Source organism: Bacillus sp. KNSH39 (assembly GCF_052656585.1).
In genome coordinates, this window is record NZ_JBQXYO010000001.1 from 5,189,606 (window position 1) to 5,206,607 (window position 17,002).

Annotated in this window: 20 protein-coding genes; 12 read left to right on the plus strand and 8 right to left on the minus strand. The window is 35.6% G+C overall.

Annotated elements, in window-relative coordinates; genetic code table 11:
* Positions 1-85: 85 nt before the first annotated feature.
* From ACUL40_RS26625 to ACUL40_RS26645, 5 genes are all read left to right on the plus strand, one after another.
* Complete coding sequence (locus ACUL40_RS26625) at positions 86-805, plus strand: (Fe-S)-binding protein (RefSeq protein ID WP_000869148.1); 720 nt, start codon at positions 86-88, stop codon at positions 803-805.
* A 16-nt stretch (positions 806-821) separates the two neighbouring features.
* Positions 822-2,243 carry a LutB/LldF family L-lactate oxidation iron-sulfur protein gene (locus ACUL40_RS26630; RefSeq protein ID WP_000061930.1) on the plus strand — a complete coding sequence of 474 codons (1,422 nt, stop codon included), beginning with the start codon at positions 822-824 and terminating at the stop codon, positions 2,241-2,243.
* Positions 2,243-2,953, plus strand: coding sequence for a LutC/YkgG family protein (locus ACUL40_RS26635; protein ID WP_000147187.1), 711 nt, complete (start codon positions 2,243-2,245; stop codon positions 2,951-2,953). The genes ACUL40_RS26630 and ACUL40_RS26635 overlap by 1 nt, the downstream gene beginning before the upstream one ends.
* 113 nt (positions 2,954-3,066) lie before the next feature.
* Positions 3,067-3,789 carry a prepilin peptidase gene (locus ACUL40_RS26640; protein WP_000495726.1) on the plus strand — a complete coding sequence of 241 codons (723 nt, stop codon included), beginning with the start codon at positions 3,067-3,069 and terminating at the stop codon, positions 3,787-3,789.
* A gap of 14 nt (positions 3,790-3,803) precedes the next feature.
* Positions 3,804-4,115, plus strand: a complete 312-nt coding sequence (locus tag ACUL40_RS26645) for a cyclic-phosphate processing receiver domain-containing protein (RefSeq protein ID WP_001103770.1) — start codon at positions 3,804-3,806, stop codon at positions 4,113-4,115.
* A 27-nt stretch (positions 4,116-4,142) separates the two neighbouring features.
* Here the strand turns inward: ACUL40_RS26645 and ACUL40_RS26650 are convergent, their stop codons facing one another.
* The 7 genes from ACUL40_RS26650 to phaQ all read right to left on the minus strand — a co-directional run bounded on the left by ACUL40_RS26650 (position 4,143) and on the right by phaQ (position 9,612).
* Positions 4,143-4,994: a formate/nitrite transporter family protein gene (locus ACUL40_RS26650; protein ID WP_000893025.1), complete on the minus strand. Its 852-nt coding sequence runs from the start codon at positions 4,992-4,994 to the stop codon at positions 4,143-4,145.
* Positions 4,995-5,195: 201 nt separating this feature from the next.
* Positions 5,196-5,990 carry a TerC family protein gene (locus ACUL40_RS26655; protein WP_000383314.1) on the minus strand — a complete coding sequence of 265 codons (795 nt, stop codon included), beginning with the start codon at positions 5,988-5,990 and terminating at the stop codon, positions 5,196-5,198.
* A gap of 295 nt (positions 5,991-6,285) precedes the next feature.
* On the minus strand, positions 6,286-7,605 hold the full coding sequence (locus ACUL40_RS26660; RefSeq protein ID WP_000822361.1) for a TrkH family potassium uptake protein: 1,320 nt from the start codon (positions 7,603-7,605) through the stop codon (positions 6,286-6,288).
* Positions 7,606-7,714: 109 nt separating this feature from the next.
* Entirely contained in the window at positions 7,715-7,900 is a 186-nt protein-coding gene (locus tag ACUL40_RS26665) for an alpha/beta-type small acid-soluble spore protein (protein WP_000241212.1), read from the minus strand.
* Positions 7,901-8,047: 147 nt separating this feature from the next.
* Positions 8,048-8,491: a MaoC family dehydratase gene (locus ACUL40_RS26670; protein ID WP_001067916.1), complete on the minus strand. Its 444-nt coding sequence runs from the start codon at positions 8,489-8,491 to the stop codon at positions 8,048-8,050.
* A gap of 101 nt (positions 8,492-8,592) precedes the next feature.
* Positions 8,593-9,117 (minus strand): polyhydroxyalkanoic acid inclusion protein PhaP, encoded by a 525-nt coding sequence (phaP, locus tag ACUL40_RS26675; protein WP_000448594.1) that lies wholly within the window; start codon positions 9,115-9,117, stop codon positions 8,593-8,595.
* 42 nt (positions 9,118-9,159) lie between these two features.
* Positions 9,160-9,612, minus strand: a complete 453-nt coding sequence (phaQ, locus tag ACUL40_RS26680; RefSeq protein WP_000939955.1) for a poly-beta-hydroxybutyrate-responsive repressor — start codon at positions 9,610-9,612, stop codon at positions 9,160-9,162.
* Positions 9,613-9,810: 198 nt separating this feature from the next.
* Between phaQ and phaR the strand changes: the two genes are divergently transcribed.
* From phaR to ACUL40_RS26705, 5 genes are all read left to right on the plus strand, one after another.
* Positions 9,811-10,293 (plus strand): polyhydroxyalkanoic acid synthase subunit PhaR, encoded by a 483-nt coding sequence (phaR, locus tag ACUL40_RS26685; protein ID WP_000566942.1) that lies wholly within the window; start codon positions 9,811-9,813, stop codon positions 10,291-10,293.
* Positions 10,294-10,443: 150 nt separating this feature from the next.
* A complete protein-coding gene (locus tag ACUL40_RS26690) occupies positions 10,444-11,187 on the plus strand; it encodes an acetoacetyl-CoA reductase (RefSeq protein WP_000250409.1) in 744 nt (247 codons plus the stop codon).
* An 84-nt stretch (positions 11,188-11,271) separates the two neighbouring features.
* Positions 11,272-12,357, plus strand: coding sequence for a class III poly(R)-hydroxyalkanoic acid synthase subunit PhaC (phaC, locus tag ACUL40_RS26695; RefSeq protein ID WP_000206336.1), 1,086 nt, complete (start codon positions 11,272-11,274; stop codon positions 12,355-12,357).
* Between the two features lie 94 nt (positions 12,358-12,451).
* The gene (locus ACUL40_RS26700; protein WP_000772575.1) at positions 12,452-13,648 is read left to right on the plus strand and encodes an NAD(P)/FAD-dependent oxidoreductase; all 1,197 of its coding nucleotides are present in this window, start codon (positions 12,452-12,454) and stop codon (positions 13,646-13,648) included.
* 23 nt (positions 13,649-13,671) lie between these two features.
* A complete protein-coding gene (locus tag ACUL40_RS26705; RefSeq protein WP_001204705.1) occupies positions 13,672-15,021 on the plus strand; it encodes a TrkH family potassium uptake protein in 1,350 nt (449 codons plus the stop codon).
* 38 nt (positions 15,022-15,059) lie between these two features.
* On the opposite strand, the gene ACUL40_RS26710 is transcribed toward ACUL40_RS26705, so the two are convergent.
* Positions 15,060-15,395, minus strand: a complete 336-nt coding sequence (locus ACUL40_RS26710) for a DUF3905 domain-containing protein (RefSeq protein WP_000726025.1) — start codon at positions 15,393-15,395, stop codon at positions 15,060-15,062.
* Between the two features lie 148 nt (positions 15,396-15,543).
* Here ACUL40_RS26710 and ACUL40_RS26715 point away from each other — a divergent pair, with 148 nt between their 5' ends.
* A complete protein-coding gene (locus tag ACUL40_RS26715; protein WP_000240799.1) occupies positions 15,544-15,696 on the plus strand; it encodes a hypothetical protein in 153 nt (50 codons plus the stop codon).
* Positions 15,697-15,924: 228 nt separating this feature from the next.
* Positions 15,925-17,001, plus strand: a complete 1,077-nt coding sequence (locus tag ACUL40_RS26720) for a putative 2-aminoethylphosphonate ABC transporter substrate-binding protein (protein WP_000750893.1) — start codon at positions 15,925-15,927, stop codon at positions 16,999-17,001.
* The last annotated feature ends 1 nt before the right edge of the window (position 17,002 follow it).

A 17,002-nucleotide genomic window follows, 5' to 3' on the forward strand; every position in this document is an offset into this window, starting at 1 on the left:
CATGGTTGAGCCTATTTCTTCTCTGCTAAGTCATCTGATGACCATATGTTTGTTGGTGAAGTTGTAAAAAGGGGGAGTAATAGTTATGAAAGTTACTTTATTTGTTACTTGTTTAGTCGATATGTTTGAAACAAATGTCGGCAAAGCAACAGTTGAAGTGTTGGAGCGTTTAGGTTGTGAAATTGAATTTCCAGAAGCACAAGTTTGTTGTGGGCAGCCTGCTTATAATAGCGGCCATGTAGAAGCAGCAAAAGAAGCGATGAAACATATGATTGAAACTTTCGAAGATGCAGAATATATTGTTACGCCATCTGGTTCTTGTGCGACAATGTTTCATGAGTATCCGCATGTTTTCAAAGATGATCCAAAGTGGGCTAAACGTGCACAAAAAGTTGCTGATAAAACTTATGAATTTACACAGTTTATTGTAGATGTTTTAAAAGTTACAGATGTTGGTGCAAGTTTACCAGGGATAGCTACTATTCATAAATCATGTCATATGACGCGTATGCTTGGAGTAAAAGAAGCACCAGGAATTTTATTATCAAATGTAAAAGGATTAACTGTGAGAGATTTGCCAAACGTGCAAAATTGTTGCGGGTTTGGGGGAACGTTTTCAGTTAAGATGACTCCAATTTCTGAGCAAATGGTAGACGAAAAAGTAGATAGTGTCATGGAAACAGGTGCAGATTATTTAATCGGTGCAGATTGTGGGTGTTTGTTAAACATTGGCGGACGTATTGAGCGTTTAGGAAAAGAAGTAAAAGTAATGCATATTGCTGAGGTACTGAATAGTCGCTCATGAAGGGGGAACATAAGCTATGTCTATGAAAATCAGTGAGAAAAAATTTAATGATCGCGTTGGTGATGGAATTCAAGATTCGTTTATGCGCGGAGCAGTATCTTCTGCACAAACGCGTTTATATACGAATCGCTTAAAAGCTGCAGATGAATTAGGAAACTGGGAAGAGTGGCGTGAACTAGGTGAACAAATTCGTCAACATACGTTAGAAAATCTGGATTATTACTTAATGCAGTTAAGTGAAAATGTATCAAAAAGAGGCGGACACGTGTACTTTGCGAAGACGAAAGAGGAAGCTGCAAAGTATATTCAAGACGTTGCCAAAAAGAAACAAGCGAAAAAAGTAGTAAAATCAAAGTCGATGGTAACAGAAGAAATTAGTATGAACCATGCGCTTGAAGAGATTGGCTGTGAAGTATTAGAGAGTGACTTAGGAGAGTATATCTTGCAAGTAGATAATGATCCACCTTCACATATTATTGCACCTGCACTTCATAAAAATAGAACGCAAATTCGCGATGTATTTAAAGAAAAGCTAGGCTATGAAAATTCTGATGACCCATATGAAATGACAAAGTTTGTTCGTAAACAACTTCGTGAGAAATTTATGGATGCAGAAATTGGTGTAACTGGTTGTAACTTTGCTGTTGCCAATACTGGATCTCTTTGTTTAGTAACGAATGAAGGTAATGCAGATCTTGTTATGTCAATTCCTAAAACACAAATTGCGGTAATGGGTATGGAACGTATGGTTCCGACAATGGAAGAATTAGATGTTTTAGTTGGTTTACTATGTCGTAGTGCAGTAGGTCAAAAATTAACAAGTTATGTAACAGTAGCAGGACCAATTCAAGAAGAGGAAGTTGATGGACCTGAAGAATTCCATTTAGTGGTTGTTGATAATGGTCGCTCTCAAATTCTTGGATCTGAATTCCGTTCCGTATTACAATGTATTCGTTGCGCTGCTTGTGTTAACGTATGTCCTGTATATCGTCACGTTGGTGGACATTCATATGGATCGATTTACTCAGGACCAATCGGTGCGGTATTAACACCGCTTCTAGGTGGATATGATGATTACAAAGAGCTTCCTTATGCATCTAGTTTATGCGGAGCATGTACAGAAGCTTGTCCAGTAAAAATTCCGTTGCATGATTTATTATTAAAACATCGTCAAGTCATCGTTGAGCAAGAAGGTCGTGCACCACTTGCAGAAAAACTAGCGATGAAAATGTTTAGTATGGGTGCTTCTTCAGCTGCTTTATATAAAATGGGTTCAAAAATGGCACCAGCGGCAATGAGTCCATTTACATCTGGTAATCGTGTATCAAAAGGTGTTGGACCACTTAAAAACTGGACGGATATTCGTGAATTCCCAGCTCCAAGTAAAGAACGATTCCGTGATTGGTATAAAGATCATAAGAAAGGCGGGGATAAATAATGACAGGATTAATTCAAAACCGTGATGCCTTTCTAGATAACATTGCAAAAGAACTTGGGCGCGCACGTAAAACAGAAGGTGTAGAGCGTCCAGTATGGAAAAGTAATGTGAATATAGAAACGTTAAAAGATTATTCACAAGAAGAATTACTAGAAGTGTTTAAAAAGCAATGTACAAACATTCATACAACTGTAGTAGAAACGACAAATGACCGTTTAGGTGAAGACCTTCAAAAAGTAATCATGGAAAACGGCGGGGGACCTATTTTATTATCAGCAGATGATCGTTTTGATGCATATGGTTTAACATCTTTATTTAAAGAAGAACTTCCAAAGCGAGACGTTGAAGTAAACGTATGGGATCCAGAGAGAAAAGACGAAAATATGCGTTTAGCTGAAAAAGCGAATATTGGTATTGCATTTAGTGATTATACATTAGCCGAATCTGGTACAATTGTTGTACAAAGTCATAAAGGGCAGGGACGTTCTTTACACTTTTTACCGACTGTATATTTTGCTATTATTCCACGTGAAACACTTGTGCCTCGTATTACACAAGCAGTTCAGGATATGAACTCACGCGTAGAAAATGGGGAGACAGCGGCATCTTGTATTAACTTTATTACAGGGCCAAGTAACTCGGCTGACATTGAGATGAATCTTGTTGTCGGAGTACATGGACCATTAAAAGCAGTATATTTCATCGTATAAAAGAGGGGAAAGCAGGCCAGAAAATGGCCTGCTTTTTTAGTAGAATAAAGGATAATATGAAGTAGAAGTTCTCTCCTTTTTTTGCTATGTTTTTTGGGAAAGGAGAGGAAGGGATGTTCACTTATTTATATGCACTGTTAGCAGGGATGGTGTTTGGTTCTTTTTTTATGTTAGTTGCGGTGAGGGTTCCATTAGGTGCGTCTATTATTACCCCGCGTTCACATTGTTATTATTGCAAATATGTGCTAAGGCCAAAAGAACTAATCCCCATCATTTCATTTTATATACAAAGAGGCTGTTGTACGAATTGTAAGAGGAAAATTCCAATTATATATGTAGCATTTGAATGTATAACAGGAAGTATATTTCTTCTTACCGTGTATATGATTGGAATAGAACGAGAACTTATTATCATTTTATCCCTTTTTTCGCTACTTCTTATTATTTCAGTTACAGATTACTTATATATGTTAATTCCTGATTGTATTTTAATTTCGTTTGCGGTTTTACTCATTCTCGAAAGTGTTTTTGTACAATTAGTTACTTGGACAGATAGTATAGTTGGTAGTGGTGTTATATTCCTTTTGTTATATTGCATGCAAAAGATATATCCAGAAGGGCTTGGCGGAGGAGATATAAAACTACTTTCGTTACTTGGTTTTATAGTAGGAGTGAAGGGAGTTTTTATCGTTTTATTTTTAGCATCTTGTTTTAGTCTTTGTTTTTTCGGGATTGGTATCGGATTAAAACGTATAGAAGTACGAAAGCCAATTCCATTTGGTCCTTTTATTAGTCTTGGGGCAATGTGCTATGTATTAGCTGTTTATTCAAATTAGAGAGGGAATCGAAAATGAACGTATATATGGATGATCAAAGAAGTTGCCCGTTCGGGTATGTGTCCGCAACTACAGTAGAATGTGCCTTGCAAATGGTTCGGGATTATGATGTGAATATTCTTTCCCTTGATTATAATATGGGCTGGGGAGCAAAAAATGGACTAGATTTTGTAGAAGCTTTTTGTACAGAGGGATTATATGTAAATGAAATTCACCTTCATACGAATGATGTCATCGGTATGCACAAGATGAAACAGAGAATGGATAAGGGAAAGGAAGAAGGAGAAATTAATCCTCACCTTGTTGTTAAATACGTGGGAAGCTAAAAACTCCAAAGTAAAACTTTGGAGTTTTTAGTGTTTCATATGTGCTTGTAAAGGAATAATCTCTTCTTGTTGAGCTACTGCGATTTCAGTTTCTTCCTGTTGAACTTCAGGTGTTTTCTTTGTTAAGTAGTGGTATACCATACCGACAAATACTGATCCGCCAATAATGTTACCGATTGTAACAGGAATTAAGTTATGAATAGCACCTGAAAAAGAAATTGTCTCAGGATGCGGTGAAACTAAAGATAAAGCAAAGAGTGATAAGTTTGCAATACTATGTTCGTAACCAGATAAGAAGAATGTGAAAACAAGTAGCATCATGACTATTATTTTTGCTGTGTCACCTTTAACCTGAGAAGGTAAGAAACAAGCAAGACATACGAGCCAGTTACATAAAATGGCTTTAAAGAATAACTGCATTGTAGGTGTGTTCATCTTTCCTTCAACGACTTTATTCATTAAGTGACCGTGATCAATTGCTTCAAAAATTCCAGTTGCGTAAAATAGTAAGGCAAAGAATAACGCGCCGGCTAAGTTACCTGCATAACAAGCAACCCAGTTACGTAGTGTATCAGAAATCGTTGTTTCTTTTCTTAAAGTTGCTACAGTAAAGTACATTGTGTTCCCAGTAAACAATTCAGCACCGCCATATATAATAAGTACGAGAGCAATCCCGAAAAACATAGAAGCAGCTAAATAAGTTGCTGGTGAATCTGCAATGTGAAAAAAGTTACCTAATTTAAAACATAGTACAATAATAAAACCGATATAAATACCCGCAAGTGCAGCACGAATGAAATATTGCATTGGGTTTGTATCTAGTATTTTCTTTTTGCTTTTAGCCAGTTTGACAACATAATCTAGTCCTTGTTCTAGCATGAGTAATACGCTCCTTTAGTAAATCTTCTATAAATACTCCTTATATGAATAAAGTACATGGAATTGTTCTCACTTTCAATAAGTTTGTGCAATGTTTCACAAAAAGGACATACATACATTAAGAAAACGTTTACAAAAGGTAGTATAATGGAATTTTTTCTGGACATTGAGAGGAAGAAAGAAAAAGAAAAAGCGCTGTAATTACAGCGCTTTTTCGTCTAAATTCTTTTCTACTTTTACTTCTACTTCTTTTGAGAAGAACCAACCACCAACTGCGATTCCGACTAATACAATCCAGAATGTAAGCTTCCACGGAGTGGATTCTGGGAATGAATGTGGAATTACATTTAATGCAGGGTGTGCTAATGTATAAACTGCTAGCTTCACACCAACCCAACCTACAATTAAGAATGCTGCGGTTTCAAGTCCTGGTTTACGTTTTAAGATTTGTACGAAAGCAGTTGCTGCAAATCGCATAATGATTAATCCGATAAGTCCACCTACAAAGATAACAGCGAATTGCCCAGTATCAAGACTACCAATTGTACCTAATCCTGTTTTTGGTAAAGTCATTGCTAGTGCAACAGCAGCTAAAATTGAATCAACTGCGAAGGCGATATCAGCAACCTCAACTTTAAATACAGTCCACCAAAAGTTCTCTTGTTTTTTCTTTGCTTCTTTTTCTTCTGTTTCTTCATCTGTATTCTTTTTAACATATGTTTTAAATAAGTGATTACCAGCGATAAACATAAGGTAGATGGCACCAATTGCTTGCACTTGCCATACATCGACTAAGAACGAAATCATAAATAACGATCCAAATCGGAAAACAAATGCCCCCGCTAATCCATAAAATAGTGCTTTCTTTCGTTTTTCTTCTGGTAAATGTTTTACCATAATTGCAAGAACAAGAGCGTTATCAGCCGCTAAAATCCCTTCAAGTGCAATTAGGATGAGTAATACCCAACCATACTCCAATAATAATGATACATCCATGTACATTCTCCTCTCATTTCTATAAGTTCTAAATAAGTGAAGAATTTCCCCACTATTTAGTTTCCCCATACTCCTGCCTATTAACTTTGGAAAAATCTGGAAGTGAATGCAAAAAAGACCTCTGCCGTTAATAGGCAAAGGTCTTGCTAGACATATGTAATAAAAAATGCCAACAAAGCCGGAAGAACTAAGTTCTACGTAATGACGACTTTGTTTCCAAGAAATATTCTTGGACGCTACTCCCCTTTGGAGATATGTTATTGTATTCTCATTATATGGATAATTTATACGGTTGTCAACCTGTTAAAATATCTTCATTCGGATATTTTATTTTCAGGTTCTTTTTACGAGCAAATGAAAAAGCCAATGTTAAAGGACCCATTTTCCCGAAAAACATCATAAAGATAATAATAGCTTTTCCGATTATAGTTAAGTGGGGTGTTAAATTCATACTGAGGCCAACAGTCCCAAATGCTGAAAATACTTCGAAAGCACTCATCAATAGAGGAACTCGCTCAGTAATACTCAAAATTAAAATAGCAAAAAAGATAAATGAAATTGAAATAATAGTAATGGTTAATGATTTGACAATGAGAGTATCTTTAATGGATTTTTTAAATACGACAATATCCTCTTGTTGTTGTAAAAATTTAAATACGCCAAAAAATATGATTAAAAATGTTGTTAACTTAATCCCACCACCAGTTGAAGCGCTACCAGCACCAATAAACATAAGGAGCATCATTAATAGGAGAGAAGGTTTTGACAATGTAGAAATATCAACTGTATTAAACCCGGCAGTTCGCGTTGAAATTGCTTGAAAATAAGATGCCAATCCTTCTTCAAATGGGGTAAAACCTCTCATAGAAAGGGAGTTATGGAACTCGAATATAAAAATAAAAAGGGTAGCAATAATGTTGACGATTAGAGTAGAAGAGAGCATAAGTTTTGAATGTAGTGTAAGGTTTTTAAAGTTTTTCTTTCTTTTTATGTCTACGATTACTGTAAAACCAATTCCACCTAAAATGATGAGAGAGGAAATGACGAGATTGACAAGAATGCTATGAGAATGGGACATTAAATTATCGCTCCACACAGAAAAGCCAGCATTGTTAAAGGCTGAGATTGAATGGAAAAAACTATAATAGATCCCTTTCATAACCCCATATTTTGGTACCCATTCAAAAGAAAGAATTATAGTAGCGATACATTCGACTGTAAAAGAGAATAAAAATAATGCTTTGGCAAGACGGATGATGCCGCCGATATTCGTTTGATTTAATGCTTGTTGCAGTAAAATCCGATTTTGAAGACCGATTTTTCTTCCGAGCATAATCGCAATTAAGACAGCAAAGCTCATAATGCCAAGCCCGCCAACTTGTATAAGCGTTAAAATGACACATTGTCCAAACAAAGTAAATACTTTTCCAGTATCTACAACACCAAGCCCAGTAACAGTACAAGCGGAAACGGTTGTAAATAAGGCATCGAGCCATGAAATGGACGTTGTCGTAGCAATGGGTAGTTTTAATAAACATGTGCCGACAACTGATAATACAAGAAAAGACAAAGTAAGAACGCGGGGAGGGCTCATGCTAATATTAATCCGTTTCATTTTACAGATCGCTCCTTTCGTTTTGATTAGTATGTGAAAAAGCACCATTATGTATGTTGAAAATAGAAAGAGGCAGAGAATATCTGCCTCTAAGCCATATGTTATATTATTATCCACGTAATTGTTGTTGAGCTAAAGCAACAAGACGTTTTGTTACTTCACCGCCAACTGAACCGTTAGAACGAGATGCTGTATTAGATCCTAAGCTTACACCAAATTCTTGTGCAATTTCATATTTAAATTGTTCAAGTGCTTGTTCTGCACCTGGAACTAATAATTTGTTTGTTTTTACCATGTTGATACACATCCTTATGAGTAGTCCAGTTCAGCTAAGTTCTTATCTAAACTGGTAACGTTATTTTATGTGGAAACGACGTACTCATACGCGGAAGTAATCGGTGCGATTAGAAGTTCTTGGATAGAAAAAAGAGTAGCAAATTTGCTACTCTTTTTTTAGTATTGTCGCTGTTCCTTCCACGACAATATCATCTGATTGATTATATATGTTTGTTTGCAGCGTAATGATTTTTTTATCATCACGCTTCTTAATAACCTCTGCCACAACGCGAAGTGTATCACCGATTTTGACAGGGGCACGGAATGAAACATTTTGGGATAAATAAATCGTATTTTTGCCTGGGAGTTTCGTTCCAAGGATGGTAGAAATAAAACTCGAAACGAGCATACCGTGAGCAATACGTTCTTTAAACATTGTCGTTTTTGCAAAAGAATCTAAAATGTGAATAGGATTCACATCCCCAGTCAATTTTGCAAAATTGATAACATCTTCATCTGTAATTGTTTTTGTAAGGGATGCTTGATCACCGACTTGAATCTCATCATAGCGAAGCTCCGGAACAGTTTGTGCTTCTTGAAATGGATTCATTTTGTCCTCCTTCTTTTCCATATCGAAAAATGTTAGCCATCTTGATGTAGTAGGAGGAAGAAAGAGTTTTGTTTGTGCTGCGGTTAGCTCCCACATTTTTCTTACTTGATGGAAGTAAATAGATTTTTTGAGTTTTCCTCGAACTTTTTTGCGAGTTCCAACTGTTTTGACTTGAACTCTTCCAAAAAACCCTCTAACTGTTTTTGAGCCTCTTCACGTTGTAATTGTTGTTGCTCAATAAATTGTTTTGTTGTTTCTTCAAATTGGCCGCTTGTTTGGGTAAGAATTGACAATGATGTTTTTGTAGGAGAAACAGTAAGCTGATGCATATGAGCAGAAAGTTCCTTCCATTTGTCCTGCCACTCGTTAATTTGATCATTTAAGGAGTTTCCAGTTAATTGTTTCACGTAATCTGTATATTGGTTATTGAACTGAGCAGTGAGTTGTTGTAGTTCTTTTTCTAGTTCATCTACTCCTGATGTTAATTTATGCAAAGCGTCTTGTTGTTGTTTTAATGTTTCTAAAGTAAGTTGCTCTAATTGCTTCCCAGCTGAAGAGAAAAGGGAAAGTGATTGAGACCAGTTTTTCCAAAATGCATCGACTAATTCGTATGGTTTAGTTTCCATTGTTTGACCCCCAAATGTTTTTTTGCATATTGTGAACGCAGATTACTCTGCTGTACCACCAGGTGAAGATGAAGAATCCTTTTCATCCTTTTCTGGAGAAGTAGAAAATGGAAAGAATGCATTGGTGTATAACGTGAAAAACGTTCGCAACATATTTTGATAATGTTCAAAAGAAGTCGCACATGTTGTTAAATATTGCTCTCCATATTCAGTTAAAGAATAAATTCTTTTTGCCGGCCCTCCATCGCTTGTATCCCAAGTAGAAGAAATAAGGTTTTCTTTTTCTAATTTGCGTAGTGTTCTATAAACATTACCTTGGTCAACAGAAGAAAAGCCGATATCCATTAGCATTTGAATAAGTTTGTAACCATGAAGACTCCAGTCTTTTAGACAGAGAAGTAAGAAGGGAACTAAGAAGTTTTTTGGCATGGAGTTTGGTTGTTTCGCTTGGTTGCTCTCCAAACTTTCGCGTTGTTCTGGTTCATTTTGTAGCATGATTGTGCATCACCTCATGAATCAGTTAGATGGAATTTTTTGCTTATAAGTGCAATTTACACCTATCTGTTTTTAAAGTCAACACATTTGTTAGAAAATAGAAAAAAATAAAATATAGACTTGAAGTTTTATTCAGAATATTAGAAAATAGTGAATAGGTTGAATTGTTTCAAAAACGAAAAAGGGAGTGTAGGTAAAGTGATTGATCAAAAATTCGATCCACTACAAGCATGGAAAAATGCTTATGAACAAACCGAAACATTTTGGGGAAAAGCGCTCAATGAAACAATTAAAACAGAAGAATATTCTGCTTGGATGGGCAGCGTTCTAGATTTGAATTTGTTTTATCAAAAAGCATTAAATGATACGACAAAAAACTATTTAGAACAAGTAAATGTGCCGACGAAAGAGGATATCGCAAGAGTGGCTACGCTTGTTATTAACTTAGAAAATAAAGTAGATAACATTGAGGAGTTTCTAGAGGAGAAAGTAGATTCTTTAGGGCAAGCTCCTACATTAAAGCGTGATGTAACGAAAGTAAAACAAGATATTCGTACGCTTGAAACAAAAGTAGATCAAATTTTAGAATTGCTAGAAAAGCAAAATGCAGTACTAGCTAAACTACAAGTACCTGTAAAAGAAGAGGTAAAGCCTGCGAATAAACCAGAAAATAAAAAATGATAAAAGCGCTTGTTTATAACAGATAAAAGAGAGAGGGAGAATCTCTTTTCACGTATAAACAGCGAAACATAATTATATATGGACTCTATAGTATGAGTACCAAAATGATTCATAACAATCGTTCACAAATTCATTTAAGGGGGAAAAGAAATGGTTCAATTAAATGGAAAAGTAGCAATCGTAACAGGTGGAGCAAAAGGAATTGGAAAAGCAATTACAGTAGCATTAGCACAAGAGGGAGCGAAAGTAGTTATTAACTATAATAGCAGTAAAGAAGCAGCTGAAAATTTAGTAAATGAATTAGGAAAAGACGGACATGACGTTTATGCAGTGCAAGCGGATGTTTCTAAAGTAGAAGATGCAAACCGACTTGTAGAAGAAACTGTGAATCATTTTGGTAAAGTTGATATTCTTGTTAATAATGCTGGTATTACAAGAGACCGTACATTCAAAAAGTTAAATCGTGAAGATTGGGAGCGCGTAATTGACGTGAATTTAAGCAGCGTATTTAATACGACAAGTGCGGTTCTTCCATACATAACGGAAGCAGAAGAAGGAAGAATTATTAGCATTTCTTCTATTATTGGTCAAGCAGGTGGATTTGGCCAAACAAACTACTCAGCAGCAAAAGCGGGTATGTTAGGATTTACAAAATCATTAGCGTTAGAACTTGCAAAAACAAATGTCACTGTAAATGCTATTTGCCCAGGATTTATTGATACTGAAATGGTAGCAGAAGTACCAGAAGAAGTACGTCAAAAAATCGTTGCAAAAATCCCGAAAAAACGTTTTGGTCAAGCTGATGAAATTGCAAAAGGTGTAGTATACCTATGCCGTGACGGTGCGTATATCACAGGTCAACAATTAAACATTAACGGCGGATTATATATGTAATGAAGTAAGAAAAAAGTGCATATCCATAGCAGGAATGCACTTCTTTTTTTTAAGAAGGAAATCGACCAAAAAGGAGATAGAAAAATGACTACATTCGCAACAGAATGGGAAAAGCAATTAGAGCTATACCCAGAAGAGTACCGAAAAGCATACCGCCGAGTGAAAAGGGCGAGTGAAATTTTATTACGTGAACCAGAGCCGCAAGTCGGATTAACGCCGAAAGAGGTTATTTGGACGAAGAATAAGACGAAGCTTTATCGCTACATTCCAAAACAAGAAAAAACACAAAGAGTTCCAATTCTGTTAATATATGCTCTTATTAATAAACCATATATTATGGATTTAACTCCTGGAAATAGTTTAGTGGAATATCTAGTGGATCGTGGTTTTGATGTATATATGCTTGATTGGGGCACATTTGGTTTAGAAGATAGTCATTTGAAATTTGATGATTTCGTGTTTGATTATATTGCAAAAGCAGTAAAAAAAGTAATGCGAACTGCAAAATCGGACGAGATTTCTTTACTTGGTTATTGCATGGGTGGAACGCTAACTTCTATTTATGCAGCGCTTCATCCGCACATGCCAATTCGTAATTTAATTTTCATGACAAGTCCTTTTGATTTCTCTGAAACAGGATTGTATGGTCCTTTATTAGATGAGAAATACTTCAATTTAGATAAAGCGGTTGATACATTTGGAAATATTCCGCCAGAAATGATTGATTTCGGAAACAAAATGTTAAAGCCAATTACGAACTTTGTTGGTCCATATGTTGCTCTAGTAGATCGTTCAGAGAATGAACGCTTCGTCGAAAGCTGGAGATTGGTTCAAAAGTGGGTTGGTGATGGTATTCCGTTCCCAGGTGAATCATACAGACAGTGGATTCGTGATTTTTATCAAAATAATAAATTGGTTAAGGGTGAACTCGTTATTCGCGGACAAAAGGTAGATCTTGCAAATATTAAGGCGAATGTCTTAAATATTTCCGGGAAACGTGATCATATCGCTTTGCCATGTCAAGTAGAAGCATTACTAGACCATATTTCTAGCACAGATAAACAATATGTATGTTTACCAACAGGGCATATGTCTATCGTTTACGGTGGAACAGCTGTAAAACAAACATATCCGACGATTGGAAATTGGCTTGAAGAGCGTTCTAATTAAAAATAAAAAATCCAACTAGCCTATGTTAGTTGGATTTTTTTATGAAAAATAACAAAACATAGAAAGGAGAAATTTATATTTTAGGAGTATAATTATGAAACTTATGACAGGTAAGTTGTTTTGGAATACAGGAGTTTCAGTACCTTGTTATCCACCGTTAGGAAATGATATGATATGTGATGTGCTTGTAGTCGGAAGTGGCGAAGCAGGTGCCCATATAGCGTATTCTTTAGCGAAAATAGGTATGAGTGTAATGCTTATTGAAAAAAGAGAAATTGCATGTGGTAGTACATTTGCAAATGTAGGTGTATTACAGTTTCTTCATGATAAATCGTTAACCTCACTTATCCATACATTTGGTGAAGAAAAAGGGGTACGAGCATATAAACTGTGTTACGAAGCGTTACGGACAATGGAGAAAGTGGTACCTACTCTCGATATTGATCCCTATTTTATTCCGAGAAGTAGTTTATATTATGCAAGTAAAAGTGAGGATGTCTCATTTTTACAAGAGGAGTACAATACGTTACAGAATTATGGATTTCCTGTTGAGTATTTTACAGAATCTGATATTAAGAAACGTTATCCTTTCATAAAACAAGCGGCATTATATACACACGGTGATGCCGAGGTGAATCCGTATTTATTAGCGCACAGTCTTTTGCATAAAGCAAATCAAATGGGAGCTAATATATATGAACATACAGAGGCAATACATATAAAAAAACGTAAAAATGATTTAATTTGTTACACGAAAACAGGAAATCAAATTGTAGCAAAGAATATTATTATGGCGACAGGTTATGAAGCGCTTTTTGGAAAGAAAGAAAGAAAAAATACAACAGTAGACACCTCTTATGCAATTGTAACAAATGAAATAGATCAGTTTGAAGGCTGGCATGAGCGATCGTTAATTTGGGAAACGGCACGGCCCTACTTATATTTTCGAACGTATCGAAACCGCATTATTGTAGGCGGATTAGATGAAGCGCTGCAAATTCAAACAATTGGTGATACGAAATTATTGCATAAGCGTGATATCCTTATTAATATTGTAAAAGAGATGTTCCCGCAGTATAAAAATATACAGGCAGACTACTATTGGGCAGCCGCGTTTGGTGGTACTCATGATGGTCTCCCCATTTTAAAAGAAGACGAAAAGATACATAATTTGTTTTACGCATTGCCGTATGGAGGTAATGGAACTGTATATGGAATGGTCTTTGCCAAATTATTTGAGCAGTTATTTACAAATAAAGAAAGTAAAGATTTTTCTTTATTTAATCGATAGAAAAAAGGTAGCGAAGTGATGGAATGAGAGATATAAAAAAGTTTTTACAAAAATTACGTCCTGTACAACTCATCGTTTTGTTTTATTTGTTAGCAGTAGTTGTATCGGTGATATTGCTTAGTTTACCGTTTGTTACGAAGCCTGGTGTGAAATGGACATTTATAGATGCGCTTTTTACATCGGTTAGTGCGGTAAGCGTTACGGGACTGTCTGTTATTACGATTTCAGATACGTTTACTACAGCAGGAATTATTGTTTTAGCCCTTATTCTACAATTAGGCGGCTTAGGAATTATGGCGCTTGGTACATTTGTTTGGATCATTACGGGGAAAAAGATTGGTTTGCAAAGAAGAAGATTAATTATGGCAGACCATAATCAAGGGAATTTATCGGGTCTTGTAGAATTGATGCGTTCTATTTTGATTGTAATTATTTCAATAGAACTTATTGGAGCAATCCTATTAGGTACAAGATTTTTACTTTACTTTCCGACTTGGAAAGAAGCTTATTTTCACGGTTTCTTTGCAGCTGTTAGTGCGACTACGAACGGCGGATTTGATTTAACAGGACAATCATTAATTCCTTATAAAAAAGATTATATTGTTCAAATGATTCATATGTTACTAATTATTTTAGGAGCGATTGGTTTCCCTGTGCTAATGGAAGTGAAACAATTCCTTAGTAAAAGGAGACAACAATTATTCCGTTTTTCATTATTTACAAAATTGACGACAACAACATTTTTTGCACTCGTTGTTGTTGGTACAATTATGATTTTTTTACTGGAGAGAAATCATTTTTTAGTAGGAAAGTCATGGCATGAAACTGTATTTTATACATTATTCCAATCTGTGACGACGCGAAGTGGTGGACTTGCTACGATGGATATACGTGAATTGTCACAACCGACGCTTTTATTTATGAGTATATTAATGTTTATAGGGGCATCTCCAAGTTCGGTTGGGGGCGGAATACGTACAACAACATTTGCTGTTAGTATATTGTCACTATATACCTTTGCAAGGGGTGGTAGAACAGTTAGAGTCTTCAAACGTCAGCTACATGAAGAGGATGTACTGAAAGCATCTGTCGTTATGACGATGGGGATTTTGTTATGTGCTACTGCGCTATTCATTTTATCTATTACGGAAAATGTACCGCTTATGAGCTTAATTGTTGAAGTTTGTTCTGCTTTCGGAACGACGGGACTATCAACAGGTGTTACGCCTGATTTAACAACTGTTGGGAAACTTGTACTTATTGTGCTTATGTTTATCGGACGCGTTGGTATTTTAACATTTATTTTAGCTAGTGGTGGAAGGGAACAACCACCTCGCTATAAATACCCGAAAGAGCGGATTATTATTGGATAGTATGAAACCATTCTACCTACGTTAGGTAGAATGGTTTTTTAGTCGTTAATTCCAAATTGTGGATGCATAAAAGCTTCATTTTTATTATCCGCTTCGTTTTTTAGCAACTCTTGATTTTCTTCTGAAATCCACCCAATATCATTTGTAGGATGGATCCACTCATCGCCAGCCATAATGGCAGGATCTATTTTATCACTCCAATTGTTAAGTGGACTGTTCTCGGAATTATATTTACTGTCTCCAATTACAACATCATATTGATTCACAAAAGGTTGTTGCATCGTTTTTCCTGTTCCTTTAAAAGATGGAAAATTCATTTGATGCGGGAGCGTTTCGTCTAAAATTGGTGATTGAATCTTTTCTTTTTTCTTCAAAATTATCGCTCCTTTTTATAATGATTTCTTCATACGTAGTATTTCCATCTAACGCCTCTTATGTACTTGTTAACACTTGCCAGTAATAATTATTTTAAGTTGTTTCAAACTAGAGTAGAAAGTGATTTCTTGAGAGCAGGTGAATGTATTGGTAAAAAGAAAAGTGAAACAAAATGCGGCAATCAATAATAATAAAACTCCGAAAGAAAGCTTACCAGATGCAGAATTTGCATTAGAGTATGAAGGAGAAAATAGCGCAAAGTATGCTAATCGTAATTCAAAAAAAGGGAAACAAAAATGAGGCGTTTTTTACAAACGCCTCATTTTTTTGTGGGATTATAAAGGTTTTTTTAATTATTTGTAAATTTAGTGTTTTCTATTAGCAGAAAAATGCGAAAAAACATAGAAGTAGCAACGTATTACACAAAAACAAACAACAAACAAAAGATTAATGTTGGTTTAATACTGCTTTTACACTAGTTGTTTATATTTGAGTTGTACATAAGATTTGTAAAAGGAGAGAGAAACAGTGAAAAAAACAATCTTTAAAGCTGTAGCGACTGGAATGGTATTTTCGTTATTAATGGGGTGTGGTGCAAAGAAGGAAGAAAGTGCTGGAGCGAAAGTGAAAGATGACAAATTATCTGGATCATTAACTGTTTACACAGCAATTGAAGAAGAGCTTGTACCAATTTATCTTGATTCCTTTAAAAAGAAATATCCTGATGTGAAATTGAACATTGTACGTGATTCAACAGGAGTTATTACTGCGAAATTGCTAGCTGAAGGGAAAAATACACAAGCAGATGTTGTATGGGGAACTGCGGCATCAAGTCTATTAGCTTTAGATAAAAAAGATATGTTAAAAGGATACTCTCCAAAAGGAGCAGATCGTGTTCTTCCGCAATTTAAAGATGATAAGCAACCTGAAAAATGGGTAGGAAATACTGCATTTATGACGGGGATTGCTGTAAATAAAGAAGAGTTAAAGAAGAAAAATTTACCGATGCCAGAATCATATGAAGATTTAACGAAACCAGAGTATAAAGGAACACTTGTTATGCCACATCCAGCATCATCTGGAACAGGATTTTTAACAGTTTCTGCATGGCTACAAATCATGGGTGAAGATAAAGGCTGGGATTACATGAAGAAACTTCATGATAATATGGCAAGTTATACGCATTCAGGATCAAAACCAGCGAAATTAGCAGGAGCAGGTGAATATCCAGTCGGTGTATCAATGGTTTATAGTGCTTTAAAAGAGAAACAAAAAGGTGCACCAGTTGAAGTTGTACTGCCGAAAGAAGGATTAGGGTGGGAAGTAGAAGCGAACGCACTTATTAAGAAAGATAATGCGAAAAATGATAAATTAGCACAAGCATTTTTAGATTGGGCAATTACTGATGATGTAATGAAGTTATACTTTGAGAAAAATGGATTTGCGACAATTAAAAATGATTATAAACTTCCAGAGGGATTCCCGAAAGATGTTACTGAAAAATTATATAAAAAGAATGACTTTAAATGGGCAGCAGAAAATCGTGACAAAATTTTAGAAAAATGGGAAAAAGAGTTTGGCCAAAAAGCAGAACCGAAAAAGTAAG